This window comes from Bradyrhizobium sp. AZCC 1719 (assembly GCF_036924525.1).
Lineage (GTDB): Bacteria > Pseudomonadota > Alphaproteobacteria > Rhizobiales > Xanthobacteraceae > Bradyrhizobium.
This window is the reverse complement of sequence record NZ_JAZHRU010000001.1, coordinates 2,109,773-2,128,195: the sequence shown is the minus strand read 5'-3', so window position 1 is coordinate 2,128,195 and position 18,423 is coordinate 2,109,773. Positions and strand designations below refer to the sequence as shown.

Sequence of the window (18,423 nt, the reverse complement as noted above, 5' to 3'; positions counted from 1 at the left end):
ATATCGTCTCCGGGCATGACGTCGCCGATTTCCTCGGCTAACCTCGCCGCAAGGCCCACCACAAGGGCCAGAAAAAATGTCCGGGGAGGACAAGCGTGCACAGAGGGCGTGTCGTATTCGGCGCCATGGACGAGGTCGTGTTCGGGCGGCCGGCGTCCGAGGCGCTTGTCGCGCAGTTGGATCGGCTCGGCACGAGGCGCGCCTTCCTGATGGTCAGCGGCACGCTCAACCGCGAAACCGATGTGATCGACACCATCCGCCGTGCGCTGGGACCGCGCTGCGTCGGCACCTTCGACGCGATGCCGCCGCACACGCCGCGCTCAGCCGTGATCGCCGCCAGCGAACAGGCCCGCGCAGCGGATGCCGATCTCATCGTCACGATCGGCGGCGGTTCGATCACCGACGGCGCCAAGGCCGTGCAGCTCTGCCTCGCCAACGATATCCGCAGCGCAGATGACATCGACCGGATCAAGGCCGGCCGCGGCGGCACACCGCAACTTGCCGCGCCGACGGTGCGCCAGATCAGCGTGCCGACGACGATCGCCGGCGGCGAATTCTCCTCCACGGCCGGCGTCACCAACGAGAAGACGAAGGTCAAGGAAGCGCTGCGCCATCCGCTGCTCATGCCACGCGCCGTGATTCTCGACCCCTGGCTTGCCCAGCACACACCGGAATGGCTGTGGCTGTCGACCGGCATCCGCGCCGTCGACCATTGCGTCGAAGGCATCTGCTCGCGCGAGGCTCACCCATATGGCGACGCGCAGGCGCTGAAGGGCCTATCGATGCTGGCGCGGGCACTGCCGCGGGTGAAGGCCGCGGCCGGCGACGTCGAAGCGCGAATGGACTGCCAGATCGGGACCTGGCTTTCGACCGGGCCGCTCGCTTCCGGCGTGCCGATGGGCGCCAGCCATGGCATCGGCTACGTGCTCGGCGCCGAATTCGGTGTGCCGCACGGCTACACCTCCTGCGTGATGCTGCCGTCGGTGATGCGCTGGAACAAGTCAGCCAATGCCGAACGTCAGGCGCTGGTCGCAGCCGCCATGGGCCACCCGAACGAGGACGCCGGCGACGTGCTCGACGGCTTCATTCGCAACCTCGGCATGCCGCGCAGCCTGCGCGAGGTCAAGGTTGCGCCTGAGCATTTCGACCGCATCGCGCAACAAGCGATGGCAACGCCCTGGGTGCCACGCAATCCGCGCAAGATCGAGGGACCGGCGCAGGTGCGCGAGATTCTGGACATGACCGCGTAAGGAGACCGAAGCCAACATGTACACCGGCACACATGCTCATCTTCGTCCGCTGCAACCCGCCTTCATCATGGCTTCCACCGGAGAGGCCGTCACCTATCGTGAACTGGAGGCGCGCACGAACCGGCTGGCGCACTTGTTTCGCAACCGCGGACTCAAGCGCCTCGACCACTATTCGATCTTCATGGAGAACAACAGCCGCTACCTCGAGGCCTGCGGCGCCGGCGAACGGAGCGGGCTTTATTATACCTGCGTGAACTCCTACCTGACCGCGGGCGAACTCGCCTACATCCTCACCAACAGCCAGTCGCGCATTCTCATCACCTCGAAGGCAAAGCTCGACGTCGCCCGCGAGGCGCTGAAGGAATGCCCCAATGTCGAATTATGCATTGTCGCAGACGGCGACGGCGAGAGCGACCGTATCGTCGGGCTTGAGCAGGCGACGTCAGGCCTGCCGAAGACGCCGATATCGGACGAATGCATCGGCACCGCGATGCTCTATTCGTCCGGCACCACCGGCCGACCCAAGGGCATCCTGCGGCCGCTGCCCGAACAACCTCCGCTTCAGAACCTGGCGATCTTCGATTTCCTGCACGGCGTCTGGCACTACCGCGAAGGCATGGTCTACCTTTCGCCCGCGCCGCTGTACCATTCGGCGCCGCAGGCGGCGGTCAATTTGACGATCCGCGCCGGCGGCACTGTCATCATCATGGAAAGTTTTGATCCGGAAAGATATCTGGAACTGGTTCAAAGATGGGGCGTCACCCACACCCAGCTTGTGCCGACGATGTTCTCGCGCATGCTGAAGCTGCCGGAGGATGTCCGCAAGCGTTGCGACCTCTCATCGCTTGAGATCGCGATCCACGCCGCCGCGCCCTGCCCTGCTGCGGTGAAGGACGACATCATCAAATGGTGGGGGCCGATCATCCATGAATATTACGGCGCCACCGAAGGGCTCGGCTTCACCGCCTGCAACAGCGAGGAATGGCTGGCACACCGCGGCACCGTCGGCCGGGTGCTGCTCGGCGACCTCCATATTCTCGACGAGAACATGCAACCCTGCCCCGTCGGCACGCCCGGCACGGTGTGGTTCAAGACCGCAACTCCGTTTGAATATTTCAACGACCCGGCCAAGACCAAGGAGGCCCGCTCGCCCGATGGCAGCATGAGCACGGTCGGCGACGTCGGCTATGTCGACGAGGACGGATTTCTCTACCTGACTGATCGCGCCACATTCATGATCATCTCCGGCGGTGTCAACATCTACCCGCAGGAATGCGAGAACCTCCTGATCACTCACCCGAAGATCGCGGACGCCGCAGTGTTCGGGGTGCCGAATCCCGATCTCGGCGAGGAAGTGAAGGCGGTGGTGCAGCCGATGCCGGGCGTCTCGCCGGGACAGGAACTGGCCGACGAACTGATCGCCTTCTGCAGCCAGTCGCTGTCGCGCCAGAAAGTGCCGCGCTCGATCGATTTCGAGGCCGAACTGCCGCGGCTGCCGACCGGCAAGCTCTACAAGCGCCTGTTGCGCGATCGCTATTGGGGCAACAACACCTCGCGGATCGTGTGAGCATGCGACGATGTGAGATGGCGAACTCGAACACAAACGTCGCGACATCTGGTGGTGCGGTGCATCATCCGGCGAGACATTCCAGCGCAAGCCGCAACATGACGGCTACGCTGCAACGAATCTACCGCTTTCGCAGCGAACGGCCGTGTTGGCGCGCATGTTCCGCCCCGCGGATTTCGATTAGTTCGAATTGCCGATCTGTGCATCGTCTTGGCCGGTTGCCCGGACGCGCGGTCATGCTATCGTCTGATGCAATCGGCGGTTTCGAGACCGAGCAAAATGTGGGAGGGGATCATGCGGAGCGTTCATGCGCTTGCCGCCGCGGCGTTGTTGCTGCTGCCGGCTTATGATGTTGCATCGGCCGGCGAACCGAAACAGGGCGGCATCCTCAGGGTCTATCACCGCGACAGCCCGGGCAGCGCCTCGATCCACGAAGGTGCGACCTTCTCGATCAACGTTCCCTTCATGCCGGTCTTCAACAACCTCGTCATGTTCAAGCAGGACGTCGCGCAGAACAGCGCAGACTCCATCGTCCCGGATCTGGCGGAGAGCTGGGCCTGGAGCGACGACGGCAAGAAACTCACTTTCAAATTGAAGCAGGGCGTCAAATGGCATGACGGCAAACCGTTCACCTCAGCCGACGTCAAATGCACGTTCGACATGCTGATGGGCAAGTCGCAACAGAAGTTTCGCCAGAACCCGCGAAAGTCCTGGTACAACCAGGTCGAGGACGTGACGACAAGCGGCGATTTCGAGGCATCGTTCAGCCTGAAGCGGCCGCAGCCGGCGTTGTTGTCGTTACTCGCCTCCGGCTACACTCCGGTTTACCCCTGCCACGTCTCCCCGGCCGACATGCGTACCAAGCCGGTCGGCACCGGCCCGTTCAAATTCGTCGAGTTCAAGGCCAACGAATCGATCAAGCTCACCAAGAATCCCGACTACTTCAAGAAGGGCCTGCCGCACCTCGACGGCATCGAGTTCACCATCATCACCAACCGTTCGACAGCCATTCTCGGATTTGTCTCCGGGAAATTCGACATGACTTTCCCGACCGAAGTGTCGATCCCGCTCTTGAAGGAGGTCAAGTCACAGGCGCCGAACGCAGTGTGCGTGGTCGAGCCGGTCAACGTCTCGACCAACATCATCGTCAACTCGTCCGCCCCGCCGTTCGACAATATCGACATTCGCCGCGCGCTGGCACTGGTGCTCGACCGAAAGGCCTTCGTCTCGATACTGTACGAGGGACAGGCCGACATCGGCGGCACCATGCTCCCCGCACCGGGCGGCTTGTGGGCGATGCCCAAGGAAATGCTGGAATCGATTCCGGGTTACGGTCCCGACGTCAACGCCAATCGGGAAGAGGCGCGCAAGCTGATGCAGAAGGCGGGCTATGGACCGGACAAGCGCCTCGCCGTCAAGGTCGCCACGCGCAACATCCCGATCTACCGCGATCCCGCGGTCATCCTGATCGACCAGATGAAGAGCATCTATGTCGACGGCGATCTCGACGTCGTTGATACCGCACAATGGTTCCCGAAAGTCGCCCGCAAGGATTACTCGCTCGGCCTCAACCTCACGGGCAATGCGGTCGACGATCCCGACCAGTCATTCTACGAAAACTATTCTTGCGGCTCGGAGCGCAACTATACCAACTACTGCAACAGGGAAATCGAGAAGCTGTTCGACGAGCAGTCGGTGGAGAAGGATGCCGCCAAGCGCAAGAAGTTGGTCTGGGAGATCGACAAGAAGCTGCAGGAAGACGTGGCGCGGCCGATCATCTTGCACGCCCGCCAGGGCTCGTGCTGGCAGCCTTATGTCAAGGGCATCACCATCATGGTGAACAGCTCCTACAACGGCTACCGTTACGAAGACGTCTGGATGGACAAGTAACGTTCGGCCGAGAGAAGCCGGTGTGACGGTAAATTTCGAGCGCGCAGATTTGTGTCCGTCATTGCGAGCGAAGCGAAGCAATCCACCTCTCTGTACGAGGATAGATGGCTTGCGTCGTCGCTATCGCTCCTCGCAATGACGGAGGGGTTCGAGAATGACGGATAGTCAGGGAGAGTAGCCGGGTGTTTGCTTATATCGTGCGACGCCTCGCGTTGATGCTCGTGACCCTGATCGGGATCTCGATCATCATCTTCGTGTTGCTGCGGGTCGTCCCCGGCAACATCGTCGACATCCTGTTCGACGCCGCCGGCTTCGTCGATCCCACCGACAAGGCCAACCTGGAAAAGGAACTCGGCCTCAACCTGCCGATCTACCAGCAATATCTGAACTGGATCGGCGGGCTGCTGCACGGCGATCTCGGCTATTCCTACGTCTCGGAAAAGCCGGCGTTGCAGGAGATCCTGCCGCGCATTCCGATCACCGCCCGGCTGGCGGCGCTGGCACTGTTGTTCTCCGCCTCGATCGGCATTCCCTTAGGCGTTCTCAGCGCAGTCCACCAAGGCTCGCGGCTTGATTATGCGCTCCGTGTTGTCAGCCTGAGCGGCCTGTCGCTGCCTTCGTTCTGGCTCGGGCTGCTGATCCTGATGGCGTCGGTTTCGCTGTTCGGTCACATGCCGATCTACAATCCGAACCCGGCAACCTGGACTGAGGCTTTCGCGATCTATGCCGTTCCGGCGATGGCGGTCGGTTTTCGCAGCGCCGCGCTGACCATGCGGATCACGCGCTCCTCGATGCTCGAAATTCTGCGGCAGGATTATATCCGCACCGCGCGAGCCAAGGGTGCCTCGGAGGCATCGGTCAATTATCGCCACGCGCTGAAGAACGCCATTCTCCCTGTTATCACCGTGATCGGCATCGAGGCGGCGTTCCTGATCGGCGGGCTGATCGTCACCGAAACCGTGTTCAATATTCCAGGCGTGGCCCGCTTCCTGGTCGAGGCGCTTCGCTGGCGCGATTACCCGATCGTGCAGAATCTCGTGATGCTGATCGCCGTGGTCGTGGTGGTCGCGAACTTCACCGTCGACATGCTTTACGCCGCGATCGATCCGCGCATCCGGTATGGAGAATAGCCGCGTGACCACGATTAACTTCGAAAGCGAGTTGAGGCGGGCCGGCGCCCATTCGACGCATGGCTGGCGCCGGCTGGTGTTCCTGGCGCAACGTTATCTGCTCGGCACGATCGGCCTTGTCATCATGGTGATGTTCGTCTGGATGGCGATCTCGGCCGACCTGATCGCCCGCTACGACCCGCTCAGTGTCGATTCGGCGCAGCGGCTGGCGGCGCCGAGCGCGGCGCACTGGATGGGAACCGATTCGTTCGGCCGTGACGTCTGGAGCCGGATCATTCACGGCGCGCGCATCTCGCTCGCCGTCGGTATCGGCGCCACCGCGCTCGGATCGTCGATCGGCGTCATCGTCGGCCTCGTATCCGGCTATCTGTCCGGCTGGGTCGATCTGCTGTTCCAGCGGGTCACCGACATTCTGCAGGCCCTGCCCTTGCTGGTGCTGGCGCTGGTGATGACCGCGGCGCTGGGGCCATCGCTGCCGAACGTGATTATCGCGATTGCGATCCCGTTGATCCCGACGGTCGCCCGCGTGATCCGCGCCAATACGCTGGCGCTGCGCGAGCAGCCCTTCGTCGAGGCCGCAAAATCGATCGGCATGAGCGAGACCCGCATCGCGCTCCGCCACGTGCTGCCGAACACGCTCGCGCCCTTGATCGTGCTGGCGACCGCGCAACTCGGTTCCACCATCCTCACCGAAGCCTCGCTGTCGTTCCTCGGCCTCGGCATTCCCGAGCCCTATCCGTCGTGGGGCCGCATGCTGTCGGAGTCTGCTGCCGAATATGTCCGCACCGCGCCGTGGCTGGTGATTTTCCCGGGCGTCGCCATCTCCCTTGCCGTATTCGGCACCAATCTGTTCGGCGACGCGCTCCGTGACATCCTCGATCCGAGGCAGCGCGGCTGATGAGCGAGGCGCGCAAGGACGAAACTATTCTCGACGTGAAGAACCTGCAGACGGTGTTCTTCACCAATTCCGGGCTGTTCCGCGCGGTCGACGACGTCTCGTTCACCGTGCGCCGCGGCGAGACGTTGGCGATCGTCGGCGAATCCGGCTGCGGCAAGAGCGTGACCGCGCTGTCGGTGATGCGGCTGGTGCCGGACCCGCCGGGCCGCGTGGTCGGCGGCTCGGTGACGCTGGAAGGGACCGACCTCCTCAGCCTCGATGAGGCCAAGATGCGCGACATCCGCGGCAACCGGATCTCGATGATCTTTCAGGAGCCGATGACCTCGCTCAATCCGGTGATGCGGATTGGCGACCAGATCACCGAGGTGCTACGCCTGCACCAGGAAATGACCGCGAAGGAGGCTTGGGCCAAGGCGGTCGAGATGTTGCGCCTGGTCCGCATCCCCGAGCCGGAACGCCGTGCGCAGGAATATCCGCACCAGCTCTCCGGCGGCATGCGGCAGCGCGCGATGATCGCAATGGCCCTGGCGTGCCGGCCGGCGCTGTTGATTGCGGACGAGCCGACTACAGCGCTCGACGTGACGATCCAGGCGCAAATCCTGGCGCTGATCGTCGACCTGCAGAAGAGGCTCGGCACCGGCTTGATTCTGATCACGCACGATCTCGGCGTGGTGGCGCAGACCGCGCAGCGCGTCATCGTGATGTATGCCGGCAAGAAGGTCGAGGAAGCGACGGTAGAGGACCTGTTCGAAAATCCAAAGCATCCCTACACGCGCGGGCTGATGGCCTCGATGCCTGCGGTGATCTCGTTCGGTGCCAGGACCGATGCGCGACTGAATGAGATTCCCGGCATGGTGCCGTCGTTGACCAACCTGCCGCCAGGCTGCGCCTTTGCACCGCGCTGCCGCCTTGCCGTGGACCGATGCCGCGCCGAGTATCCACCGCTGCAGGAAGTCGATGCCAATCATCTCGCGGCGTGCTGGCGCGCAACCGAATTGGCAGGCGCGCCATGAGCGACCAACGCCCCCTCCTTGAAGTCACCGATCTCGTCAAGCATTATGCGGTGCGCGGCGGCGTCCTGCGCCGGCGCGTCGGCACCGTGCATGCAGTCGACGGTGTCAGCTTCTCGGTCGCCAAAGGCGAGACGCTCGGGCTGGTCGGCGAATCCGGCTGCGGTAAATCGACGGTCGCGCGCAGCGTGCTACGGCTGGTGGAGCCGTCCAGCGGCGCCATCAAGCTGAACGGCACCGACATCACCGGGCTCAGCAAGGCCGAGATGCGGCCGCACCGTCGCTCCATGCAGATCGTATTCCAGGATCCGTTCGCCTCGCTCAATCCGCGCATGACCGCGGGCGATATCGTCGGCGAGCCGCTCGCCGTGCACGGGCTGGCAACCGGCCGCGCGCAGCAGGAACGCGTCGCGGAACTGTTCGCGCAGGTGGGCTTGCGGCCCGATCAGATGAAGAACTACCCGCACCAATTCTCCGGCGGCCAGCGGCAGCGCATCTGCATTGCACGCGCGCTGTCGCTCGGGCCGAGCCTGATCGTGTGCGACGAGCCGGTCTCGGCGCTCGACGTCTCGATCCAGGCGCAGGTGATCAACCTGTTGATCGACCTGCAGCGCAAGAACGATTTTTCCTACCTGTTCATCGCCCATGATCTCGCCGTCGTCGCCCATATCAGCCACCGCGTTGCCGTGATGTATCTCGGACGCATTGTCGAAATCGCGGACAAGTCGGAATTGTTCGCCAACCCGCGGCATCCGTATACGCAAGCGCTGCTGGCGTCAGTCCCGATCGCCGATCCCAAGGCGAAGCGCCTTGCGCCCATGGTCGACGGCGACGTCCCGAGCCCGATCAACCCACCCTCGGGATGCGCCTTCCACACCCGCTGCCGCTATGTCATGGACCGCTGCAAGGCGGAGCGGCCGGCGCTGGTGGAGGCGGGTGAAGGACATCAGGTGGCGTGTTGGCTGAATGATGGGACAGGGCGACCGGAGAATTCGTAGGCCTCTTCACCCGCCCCTTGAGGGGGCGGGTCGGCTCACATGGAGCGCAGCGTAATGTGAGACGGGGCGGGGTGACAGTCTTTCAACTCGGGCGCTGTTGGACGCGGAGAGACCGTCACCCCACCCCGCCGCTGCGCGTCGACCCGCCCCCTCAAGGGGCGGGTGAAGAGGAGAACGCCGCCGCAATCTCCACGACGATCCGCCCCGTCGTCACCTGCTCGCCCTCGGCGACATCGATCGACGAAACCGTGCCAGCAACACCTGCCATGTGCACGTGCTCCATCTTCATCGCTTCCAGCGTCATCACCGGCTGGCCGACGGCAACCTGCTCGCCGGGCTTGACCAGCACCGCCACCACGCGGCCGTTCATCGTCGCGCGCACCTTGCCGTCGCCGTCCGCCGCCGCAGCGGAGGCCGGTGCGGCCAGCGTCAGATCGCGGGCGGCAATCGAGGCTCCACGATGCAGGATGTACAAACGACCGCCATCGCGCAGGAATCTCGCTGACTCCATCATGCCGTCGGCACGGAAGCGGATCGTGTCGGGGCCGAGCTCGTCGATCTCGAAACGCCGCTCGTTGCCCTCGAGGCCGGCGACATAACTCCCGTCGCGGTTCCGAACGATATCAACCTCGAACGCACCATGCCCAAGATCGATCCGCATCGTCAGCGGGAACGTCGCCGCCAGACTGCGTCCGCTGCGCCAGGGAGGCGCATGGGGGTTGGTGACGTAAAGCAGTAACGCCGCCAGCGCAGCTTCCGCCTTGTCATTAACGCGCGGCGCCAGCAATTCGTCGCGGTGATTGCCGATGAAGGCCGTGGTCGCTTCGCCTTTCGCAAAGGCAGGATGGCGCAGGCAGGAAATCAGAAATCCCTGATTGGTGGTGACGCCGAACGCCGCGGTCTGCTCCAGGCCGCAAATCAGCCGCCCGCGGGCCTCGTTGCGGTCGGCACCAAGGCTGATGATCTTGGCGATCATCGAATCGTAGAACGGCGGAATCTCCGAACCCGATCGCAGCGCGTGCTCGACGCGGATGCCGTCGGGCATCTGCCACAACGCCATTCGTCCCGATTGCGGCATGAAATCATGGTCCGCGTCCTCCGAGCACAGCCGCACCTCGATGGCATGGCCGGAGAATTTGACGTCTTCCTGCCTGAGCCCGAGCGGCTCACCCGCGGCGATGCGGAGTTGCAGTTCGACCAGATCGAGCCCGGTGATTGCTTCGGTGACGGGATGCTCCACCTGCAGCCGCGTGTTCATTTCCATGAAATAGAACTCGCCGCCCTCGTCGAGCAGAAATTCCAGCGTGCCGGCGCCTTCATATTCAATCGACTTGACCGCGGCGACCGCAACCGCGCCCATCCGCGCCCGCAATTCCGGCGTCACCTTGGGCGACGGTGCCTCCTCGATCAGCTTCTGGTGCCGGCGCTGCACCGAACAATCGCGCTCGCCGAGATGAATGGCGTTGCCGTAGCGGTCCCCGAATACCTGGATTTCGATATGGCGGGGATCGACGATGGCGCGTTCCAGGATCACGGTCGGATCGCCGAACGCACCCTGCGCCTCCGAGCGCGCGCTGCGCAGTGCATCCGGAAACGCTGCAGCGTCCTCAACCAGCCGCATGCCGCGCCCGCCACCGCCGGCGACCGCCTTGATCATGATGGGGAAGCCGATCTTCCTGGCTTCCGCCAGCATCGCGGCGTCGCTCTGGTCCGCGCCCTGATAGCCGGGAACGACTGGCACGCCGGCCCTCCGCAGGATGTCCTTGGCGCCGGCCTTGTTGCCCATCGCCCGAATCGCCTCCGGCGATGGCCCGATGAAGACCAGCCCGGCGTCGCGGCAGGCCTGCGCAAAATCCTCGTTCTCGGCGAGGAAGCCGTAGCCCGGATGCACCGCGCCGGCCCCGGTGGCTTTAGCTGCGGCGATGATCGCGTCGATCCGCAGGTACGATTGCGCCGGCAGCGCCTCCCCGATCCGCACCGCCTGGTCCGCCTCACGCACGTGCAGCGCATCACGATCGGCATCGGAATAGACGGCAACCACGCCATAGCCGAGCCGGCGCGCGGTGCGCATGACCCGCAGCGCGATCTCACCGCGATTGGCGACGAGAATCTTGAAGAATGGCGTTCGCTTCATCTCGATTCCGCTCATGGCCGGGCGACCGAGAATTGCATGCGCTGCGGCGTGCGGGCCTCGGCCTCGCGGCAGATCGCCAGCACTTCGGCAAGCACGCTGCGGGTATCGCGGGGATCGATCACGCCGTCGTCGAGCACCCGCGCGCTGGTCGAGAACACGTCCATCTGGCCGTCGAACACACCGGTGATCTGTGCCTTCATCGCCTCCAGCTTTTCCTTATCGATCGGCTTGCCCCGCCGCGCCGCCGCAGCCTCGGTCACGATCGCCATGGTTTCGGCGGCCTGCTCGCCGCCCATCACGGCGGTCTTGGCATTGGGCCAGGAGAAGCAGAAGCGCGGGTGGAAGCCGCGCCCGCACATGCCGTAATTGCCGGCCCCGAAGGAAGCGCCGCAATAGATCGTGATCTGCGGCACGGTCGCCGATGTCACCGCCTGGATCATCTTGGAGCCGTGCTTGATCATGCCGGCCTCTTCGTAGGCCTTGCCGACCATGTAGCCGGTAGTGTTGTTCATGTAGAGCAGCGGCGTGCGCGACTGGCAGCAGGCCTGGATGAAATGCGTCGCCTTGTTGGCGCCGGGCACGTCGAGCGGCCCGTTGTTGGTGATGATCCCGATCGCCTGTCCTTCGATGCGGGCGTGGCCACAGACCGTCGCCGGGCCGTAATTCGCGCCGAACTCGGTGAAATCGGAATCGTCGACGAAGCGCGCGATGGCCTGGCGCATATCGACGGGACGCTTGTGGTCCATCGGCATGATGCCGAGCAGTTCCTCGGCGTCATAGCGTGGCGGCTTGAAGGACGATGCCGCAGGCTTCGGCCGATCCCATTCCAGGTTGGCCATGATATCGCGCGCGATGCGGAGCGCGTCGCGATCGTCTTCGGCGAGATAGTCGCCAAGTCCGGAAATAGATGTGTGCATCTCGGCGCCGCCGAGTTCCTCCTCGGTCGCGATCTCTCCCGTTGCCGCCTTCAGCAGCGGCGGGCCGGCCAGGAATGCGCGGGTACGGCCGCGGACCATGACGATGTAATCGGAGAGTCCGGTCTGGTAGGCGCCGCCCGCCGTTGACGATCCATGCGTCACGGTGACGACGGGCAGGCCAGCGGCCGACAACCGCGCCAGATTTCGAAAAATGTTGCCGCCGCGGATAAAATCCTCGACGCGGTAGCGCAGCAGATTGGCGCCGGCGCTTTCGACCAGTTGCACGTAAGGCAGCTTGTTTTCCAGCGCCAGTTCCTGCACCCGCAGCGTCTTGTCGAGGCCGAAAGGCTGCAATGCGCCTGCGTCAATGCCGGAATCATTGGCGCTGACCATGCAGCGGATGCCGGAGACGAAGCCTATCCCTGCGATCACGCCGCCGCCGGGAACGCTCTTCTCGGCGTCCGGCACGTCGAACATGTAGCCGGCGAGCGTCGACAGTTCGATGAAGGGCGAACCGGGGTCGAGCACCAGCGCCACGCGCTCGCGCGGCAGCAATTGCCCGCGTTTGTGGAAGCGGTCCTTGGCCGCGGCCGATGCGGCGCGTGTGCGCTCTTCGAGCGCGCGCATGCGCGCAATCAGCGCCAGCATGCCGTCGCGGTTGGCTTTGTAGGCGGCGCTGGAGGGGGAGATGGTGGATTCGAGGATAGCCATGGATTACCTCGTCATTCCGGGGCGCGCGACGCGCGAACCCGGAATCCATCTATCCGGCAGGCATGGATTCCGGGCCTGCGCCTTTCGGCACATCCCGGAATGACGACAGTGGGTACGGCCAATCATTATGCGCTCTTCCCGGCAAAATGCTCACTATAAGCCTGCCGCAATTCGACCTTGCGCAGCTTCCCGGTCGCGGTCATCGGCATTTCGTCGAGGATACGCACCAGCTTCGGGACCTGGAAGCCGCCTAGATGTTTGCGGCAATGTTCGGCAATTCCGGCTTCATCGGCTTGCGCCCCCGGCTTCAACTTGACAAAGGCAGACACTGCCTCGCCCCATTGCGGATGCGGCAGACCGACCACTGCGGCGTTCTGCACGGCAGGGTGGGCAAGCAGCGTCTCCTCGATCTTGACGGAGGCGACGTTCTCCCCGCCGGACTTGATCATGTCCTTCTTGCGGTCCAGGAACAGCACTTCGCCGTGCTCGTCGATCAGTGCAAGATCGCCGGTGTGGTGCCAGCCGAACTTGCGCGCCTCTTCGGTCGCCTTGGGATCCTTGTAATACCCCATCATCACATTCGGCCCGCGATGCACGAGTTCGCCCACCTCGCCACGCGGCAACAGATTTCCGTTGTCGTCCATGATAGCAGTCTCGTTGACGACCAGCGATTCACCCCAGTAATTACCGAAGCGTTGGAGCTGGCGGTCCGGCTGCGACATCGTGGTGGCCGGATACATTTCGGTCTGGCCTGACGTCAGCACGAAGTTCGGACACATGTCGGCCATAGCGCGCTCCAGCAGCGGCCGGCCCATCGGCGCCATGGTATAGATGCAGGTCCGCAAGCCCGAGAGATCGAACTCCTTCCTGCGCGGGTGATCGAGGATCGCCTGGTACATCAGCGACAGACCGACGAAGACAGTGAGCTTGTCGCGCACGATGGCTTCCATGCAGACCACGGGATCGAAGCCGCGCATCAGCGCCATGCGGCCGCCGACCGACAGATAGCTCAGCAGCAGCACATGGCCGGCGCAGTGGAACAGCGGAAACTGCCCGGTGATGCCGTCCTCCCGGCCGAGCTTCATTTCGATGGCGTTGCTCATCACGGCCATGACAACGGCGAGGTGGCAGTGCATCGCGCCCCTTGGGCCGCGACGTGGTGCCAGACGTGTAGATAATCATCGCGAGATCGCGATCGTCGAACTCGATATCGGGCTCAATCTCGGACTGGCCTTTCAGCAGGTCGTTGAAGTTCTCCAGGCCCGTCGCAGCGACCTTGCCGGCCAGGTCGATCGCGATCATCTGCATGCCGCGCTTCTCAAGCGCAGCGCGGCGGTCGGCCTGCGCATGCATGACGTCGTCGATCAGCGCAAAACGCACCTCGGCATGATCGAGGATGTAATCCATATCGGCCGGGCCGAGCATGGTGTTGATGGGCACCCAGACGAGGCCTGCGCGGTGGATGCCGAACAGCGCTTTGACGAATTCGACGGAGTTGTTGCAGATGGTCGAAATCTTCTCACCCGGCTTCAGGCCACGCTGGACGAGATAGTTCGCAAACCGGTTGGCGTCCCGTTCGAGCTCGGTGAAGGTCACGCGACGCACGCCGTCGGTGAGCGCGATTCGGTCGGGAAAGCGCGCCGCGGCGCGCTTCAGGAGATCGCCGATCGCTACCCGCCCGATTCGTCCGGGACCGGGTACGCTGCCGGTCGCTGCGAGATTGGTCATGAGTTCTGCCCCTTAGACGCTTTGAATGTGGCCGAAAGTGCTCGACATATCTTCATTTGCGAGGAGCCAAGCGACCAAGCAATCCATGCCTCCTTGCGGCGAGATGGATTGCTTCCGCCTTCGCTCGTTGAGCTTCGGCAGACAAGTCGCTTTGCGCGCAATGACGTCGACACGACTGTCAGTGCCTGGTCCCGAAAATCTGCCGCGCTTCAGCCGGGCTCGCTATCTCGCGGCCCGCACGCCGTGCGCAGGCGGCGATGGCTTCGATCAACTGCCCGTTCGAGGTCACCTTGGTGCCGTCGGCGAGATAAAAGGTATCCTCCAGCCCGGTGCGCAGGTGACCGCCGAGTTCGGCGCAGCGCTGGTGCAGCGGCCAGATTTCGGCGCGGCCGATCGCGGTGACCTGCCAGTGCGATTCCGGCTGTTTCAGCTTGAGCAAGATCGGCAGCAACGCCGGATCCGCCGGCATGCCTGACGCCACGCCCATCACGAAATTATATTCGAGCGGTCCGGAATACATGCCGGTTTGCACGTACATGCCGACACAGCGAACGATACCGACGTCGAAACATTCGAACTCCGGAATCGTGCCCGCTTCCTTCATGGCGTCGAGATAGTCCTGCACCTTCTCGACCGCATTATCGAACATCATCGGCGGCCAGGCCCAGGTGTTGTCGGATTTCACCTTGAGATAGTTCAGCGAGCCGGCATTACAGGCCGCGATCTCGGGCCGGGTCTCACGCACGCAGTCGAGCGCTCCCTGATATTTCGGACCTGACGTGCCTGTCGTGTGATTGATGATGACGCCGGGGCAGGCCTCGCGGATCGCCTGCTGAATCTCCCTGGACACACTGACATCCCAGGACGGCAGATGCCTCTTGTTCGGCTCCTGCTGGCGCAGATGGATGTGCATGATGCTGGCGCCGGCGTTGAAGGCGGCCTTGGCCTCACGCGCCATCTGCTCCGGCGTCACCGGCACGTTGTGCTGCTTCGGATCGGTCAACACGCCGTTCAGCGCGCAGGTAATGACGGCCTTGTCGCCCATGGATCAACCTTCGAAACGGGACGCGAGAGATCGCGAACATCCAGCGCGATCATGCGTGCCGCATCAGCCGGCTTCTTGCGTCCACCCGCTATCCGGCACTCGCGTGGCGGTGGCTATAGATCGCAAGATCGCGCGAGCCGGAAAAGATTGCGCGCGGCTTCAGCCCGTAGAAGCGGCGGATCGAGTGGCTAAAATGCGTCGAATCGGGATAGCCGATATCCTGCGCGAGATGCGCAAGGTTGATGTCCTGGTTGGCGAAATGCAGCAAATGCCGCGCGCGCTTCCAGGCGCGGAACGAGCGGAACGAGATTCCGGTCTCTTCCTTGAACAGATGTAGAAAGCGCGATGGCGATAATCCCGCCTCCGCGGCGCAGCTTGCCGCCGTCACCGGCTCGCCGGAGAATTTTCCGATCTGCACGATCGCGCTTGCCACGCGGGGATCGAGTTCGCGCTGTGGCAGGACTTCGCCGAGGCACATGCGATCGAACTCAGTGCTGGAGAAATTATTGCCGGCGTGATGCTCGCGCAGTTCGTGATAGGCGGCCCGAATCCGGCTGGCGAAAGCCGCGCCCTCGAGCCCCTCAAGGCGTGTCGCGAGATCGTCGAGCACACCGGGCCGAACGCTCTCCGGTTCGATCACGACACTGAGCACCGAGCGATGATCGCTCGCGATGGTATGCCTGACGTTCGGTAACAGAGCGACCATCTCGCCATGGGTTTCGCGGCCATCGGCAGTGGTGAGCCAGAGCCCGCCCTTGATCGCGACATAGATGTTGAAGGCGCCCGAGCAGCGTTGCCGGGGCCGACCGAGCAGGCCGGCGTAGAACACGCGTTCCGGGGTGATAAGCATCAGATGGCCGGACTTGTGGCCGGTATCGTCCATGGCTCGTCCTCCTCGCGCGGCTCTCTGGCCGCTGCGATGGGATCAACCATAGCGGAAATTTGAGGACTGACTAGACGCATAGGGCCGTCATTCCGGGGCGCGAAGCGAACCCGGAATCTCGAGATTCCGGGTCTGGTGCTCACGCACCATCCCGGAATGACGCAACCCTCAAGCCCTTACGCGCGGCGCGACGTTTTGCTCGATGCCTGCCTTCCGCTCCGCCGCAACCGCGCGCTGGTAACCCTCGCGTTCCTGCAACCGGGCCCAGTAGGCCCTGACATTTGGCCCGAAATCCTTGTCTAGGCCGATATTGCCGGCCAGCCGCAGCGCGTAGCCGTTGACGATATCGGCCGCGGTGAAGCGGCCGGCGCACAGGTTTTCGGCATTGGCGGTCGCTGCCTCGACCGCGCGCAGCCGGCCCAGGAACCATTTCGCGTAGTCGCCGGCAACTTGCGGGTTCCGCCGTTCCTCCGGCTCGAGCTGGCTGTATCTCAGCACCAGCGTTTGCGGAAAAGTCAGCGTGGCGTCGCTGAAATACATCCAGTTCAGGAAGGCGCCATAGGCCGGATCATCCTGCCCTACCACCAGCGGCGTCGGTCCGTATTTGGTGCCGAGATAGTAACAGATGCCGGAGGACTCCGTCATCTTGGTCTCGCCGTCGATCATGAACGGAATGGTGCCGAGCGGATTGATCGCGAGATATTCCTTGGCCAGCACCCGCGGCGGGAACGGCAGCATCTTCAGTTCATAGGGCAAGCCCATCTCTTCCAGCATCCAGAGCGGGCGGAACGAGCGGGCGCCGTCGCAGTGGTAGAGCGTGATCATCAGGCGTCCCCTGTTTTCTTGGTTGGCAGTCTGGAACGCCAGCAGGCCGTCCGCAACGACATCCTCATACGTCCGGCGCGTGCCGCATCAGAGATCGGCCCCCTCGATGATATTGCCAAACCGGACATAGCCTTTTCCGTCCCAGCGCTGCAACTGCATCTGACGCAACGGATGGTGGTTGGCAGGGCTGGTATTGACACGCACGCCCGGCAACAGGGTCGGGACCTCGACGTTCCTGAGGTTGTTCGCCTCACGCATGATGCTGTCGCGACTGAAATTCCCCTTGCACTGCTCCAGCAATACGCGCAGCACCGATGTGACCGTATACCCGTACGCGTTGAGGAACTCCTTCGGATTCCCTTCGCTGTAATACTTCGCCATGAACTTCAAATAGTCCTTGATCGCGGGATCTTCCGCCCACGCCGGATCGGACGGATCCTTGATATACACCGAGGTGATGACGCCGACCGCGCGCTCGGGCCCGACCGGCATGATGGTCGAGGCCACCGAGGCGGCGCCGCTGGTGACGAAATGCATCGGTTTCCAGTCGAGTTCGAAGACCTTCCGGATCGACTGCGCCGCAAACTTCGCCGTGACGCCCGAGATCAGAACATCGGCGTTGCTGGCGCGCAGTGCGACGACTTGGGAATCGATCGTCGGATCGGTGACTTCGTAGGACACCGCCTTCACCATGGAATCGTAGCGCGGCCCCAGCACGTCGCGCAGGCCGTTGACGAAATCCTTGCCGAGGTCGTCGTTCTGGTAGAGCAAGGCAAACTTCGCATCGGGTTTCTGGCTCAGCGCGTACTTAGCAAAGATCTGCGCCTCGGTTCGTGAACTCGGCGCAAAGCCCATGGTCCAGGGATAGTTCTGGTAATCGCCCCATTTGTCGCCGTTCACTGACAGGAACAGATGCGGCACCTTCTTCGAGTTGACGTACTTGACCACGGCGGAGTTCGGTGCCGTGCCGAGCATCGAAAACAGAAAGGCGACATTGTCGCTTTCGATCAGCTTTCTGGTTTGCTCGACGGTTTTCGCCGGATTGAATGCATCGTCATAGTAGATGAAGTTGATCTTGCGGCCGGCGATGCCGCCCTGGTCGTTAATCATGCGGAAATAAGCGTCCGAGCATTTCGCGATGGTGCCCAACGCCGACACCGGACCACTCAGCGAAGTGGTGCAACCGATCTTGATCTCGGTCGCGGTAACGCCGGGAGTGTCTTCGGCACGAGAAGGGCTCGCAAGCGCCACGACACCTGCCGCCGCCGAACCAGCCAGTAGCGTACGACGGTCGAGCGAGGTCATGCCTTCCTCCCACACTATGTTGAATCTCGGCTGCTTTGCGCAGGCGTTGGATAAAATGCAGGAGGACCAGGTTCGGGGTCTTGCGTCTAAGCGCTGGTTGCCCTGTCGCAGCTTGGGCGCGCGGATTACTGA

At 63.3% G+C, this 18,423-nt stretch carries 13 protein-coding genes and 1 pseudogene; 7 read left to right on the top strand and 7 right to left on the bottom strand.

Annotation, left to right across the window (positions count from 1 at the left end):
- Nucleotides 1-95: 95 nt before the first annotated feature.
- From V1292_RS10085 to V1292_RS10055, 7 genes are all read left to right on the top strand, one after another.
- The gene (locus tag V1292_RS10085; RefSeq protein ID WP_334372205.1) at nt 96-1,250 is read left to right on the top strand and encodes an iron-containing alcohol dehydrogenase; all 1,155 of its coding nucleotides are present in this window, start codon (nt 96-98) and stop codon (nt 1,248-1,250) included.
- A 16-nt stretch (nt 1,251-1,266) separates the two neighbouring features.
- Nucleotides 1,267-2,817 (top strand): AMP-binding protein, encoded by a 1,551-nt coding sequence (locus V1292_RS10080; protein ID WP_334372204.1) that lies wholly within the window; start codon nt 1,267-1,269, stop codon nt 2,815-2,817.
- A gap of 294 nt (nt 2,818-3,111) precedes the next feature.
- On the top strand, nt 3,112-4,707 hold the full coding sequence (locus V1292_RS10075; RefSeq protein WP_334372202.1) for an ABC transporter substrate-binding protein: 1,596 nt from the start codon (nt 3,112-3,114) through the stop codon (nt 4,705-4,707).
- 182 nt (nt 4,708-4,889) lie between these two features.
- Complete coding sequence (locus V1292_RS10070) at nt 4,890-5,837, top strand: ABC transporter permease (protein ID WP_334372201.1); 948 nt, start codon at nt 4,890-4,892, stop codon at nt 5,835-5,837.
- Nucleotides 5,838-5,841: 4 nt separating this feature from the next.
- The gene (locus tag V1292_RS10065; RefSeq protein ID WP_334365458.1) at nt 5,842-6,735 is read left to right on the top strand and encodes an ABC transporter permease; all 894 of its coding nucleotides are present in this window, start codon (nt 5,842-5,844) and stop codon (nt 6,733-6,735) included.
- Complete coding sequence (locus tag V1292_RS10060; protein ID WP_334372199.1) at nt 6,735-7,748, top strand: ABC transporter ATP-binding protein; 1,014 nt, start codon at nt 6,735-6,737, stop codon at nt 7,746-7,748. Before V1292_RS10065 ends, V1292_RS10060 begins: the two co-directional genes overlap by 1 nt.
- A complete protein-coding gene (locus V1292_RS10055; protein ID WP_334372197.1) occupies nt 7,745-8,743 on the top strand; it encodes an ABC transporter ATP-binding protein in 999 nt (332 codons plus the stop codon). The genes V1292_RS10060 and V1292_RS10055 overlap by 4 nt, the downstream gene beginning before the upstream one ends.
- 151 nt (nt 8,744-8,894) lie before the next feature.
- Here the strand turns inward: V1292_RS10055 and V1292_RS10050 are convergent, their stop codons facing one another.
- The 7 genes and pseudogenes from V1292_RS10050 to V1292_RS10020 form a co-directional block, all read right to left on the bottom strand.
- Nucleotides 8,895-10,877, bottom strand: a complete 1,983-nt coding sequence (locus V1292_RS10050) for an acetyl/propionyl/methylcrotonyl-CoA carboxylase subunit alpha (RefSeq protein WP_334372196.1) — start codon at nt 10,875-10,877, stop codon at nt 8,895-8,897.
- Nucleotides 10,878-10,888: 11 nt separating this feature from the next.
- Nucleotides 10,889-12,505, bottom strand: coding sequence for an acyl-CoA carboxylase subunit beta (locus V1292_RS10045; RefSeq protein WP_334372194.1), 1,617 nt, complete (start codon nt 12,503-12,505; stop codon nt 10,889-10,891).
- A 125-nt stretch (nt 12,506-12,630) separates the two neighbouring features.
- A pseudogene (locus V1292_RS10040) lies at nt 12,631-14,233 on the bottom strand (AMP-binding protein).
- 178 nt (nt 14,234-14,411) lie between these two features.
- Nucleotides 14,412-15,278: a 3-keto-5-aminohexanoate cleavage protein gene (locus V1292_RS10035; RefSeq protein WP_334372193.1), complete on the bottom strand. Its 867-nt coding sequence runs from the start codon at nt 15,276-15,278 to the stop codon at nt 14,412-14,414.
- 88 nt (nt 15,279-15,366) lie between these two features.
- Complete coding sequence (locus tag V1292_RS10030) at nt 15,367-16,161, bottom strand: helix-turn-helix domain-containing protein (RefSeq protein WP_334372192.1); 795 nt, start codon at nt 16,159-16,161, stop codon at nt 15,367-15,369.
- Between the two features lie 168 nt (nt 16,162-16,329).
- Nucleotides 16,330-16,986, bottom strand: coding sequence for a glutathione S-transferase family protein (locus V1292_RS10025; RefSeq protein ID WP_334372190.1), 657 nt, complete (start codon nt 16,984-16,986; stop codon nt 16,330-16,332).
- Nucleotides 16,987-17,073: 87 nt separating this feature from the next.
- The gene (locus V1292_RS10020; RefSeq protein WP_334372188.1) at nt 17,074-18,291 is read right to left on the bottom strand and encodes an ABC transporter substrate-binding protein; all 1,218 of its coding nucleotides are present in this window, start codon (nt 18,289-18,291) and stop codon (nt 17,074-17,076) included.
- Between the last annotated feature and the right edge of the window lie 132 nt (nt 18,292-18,423).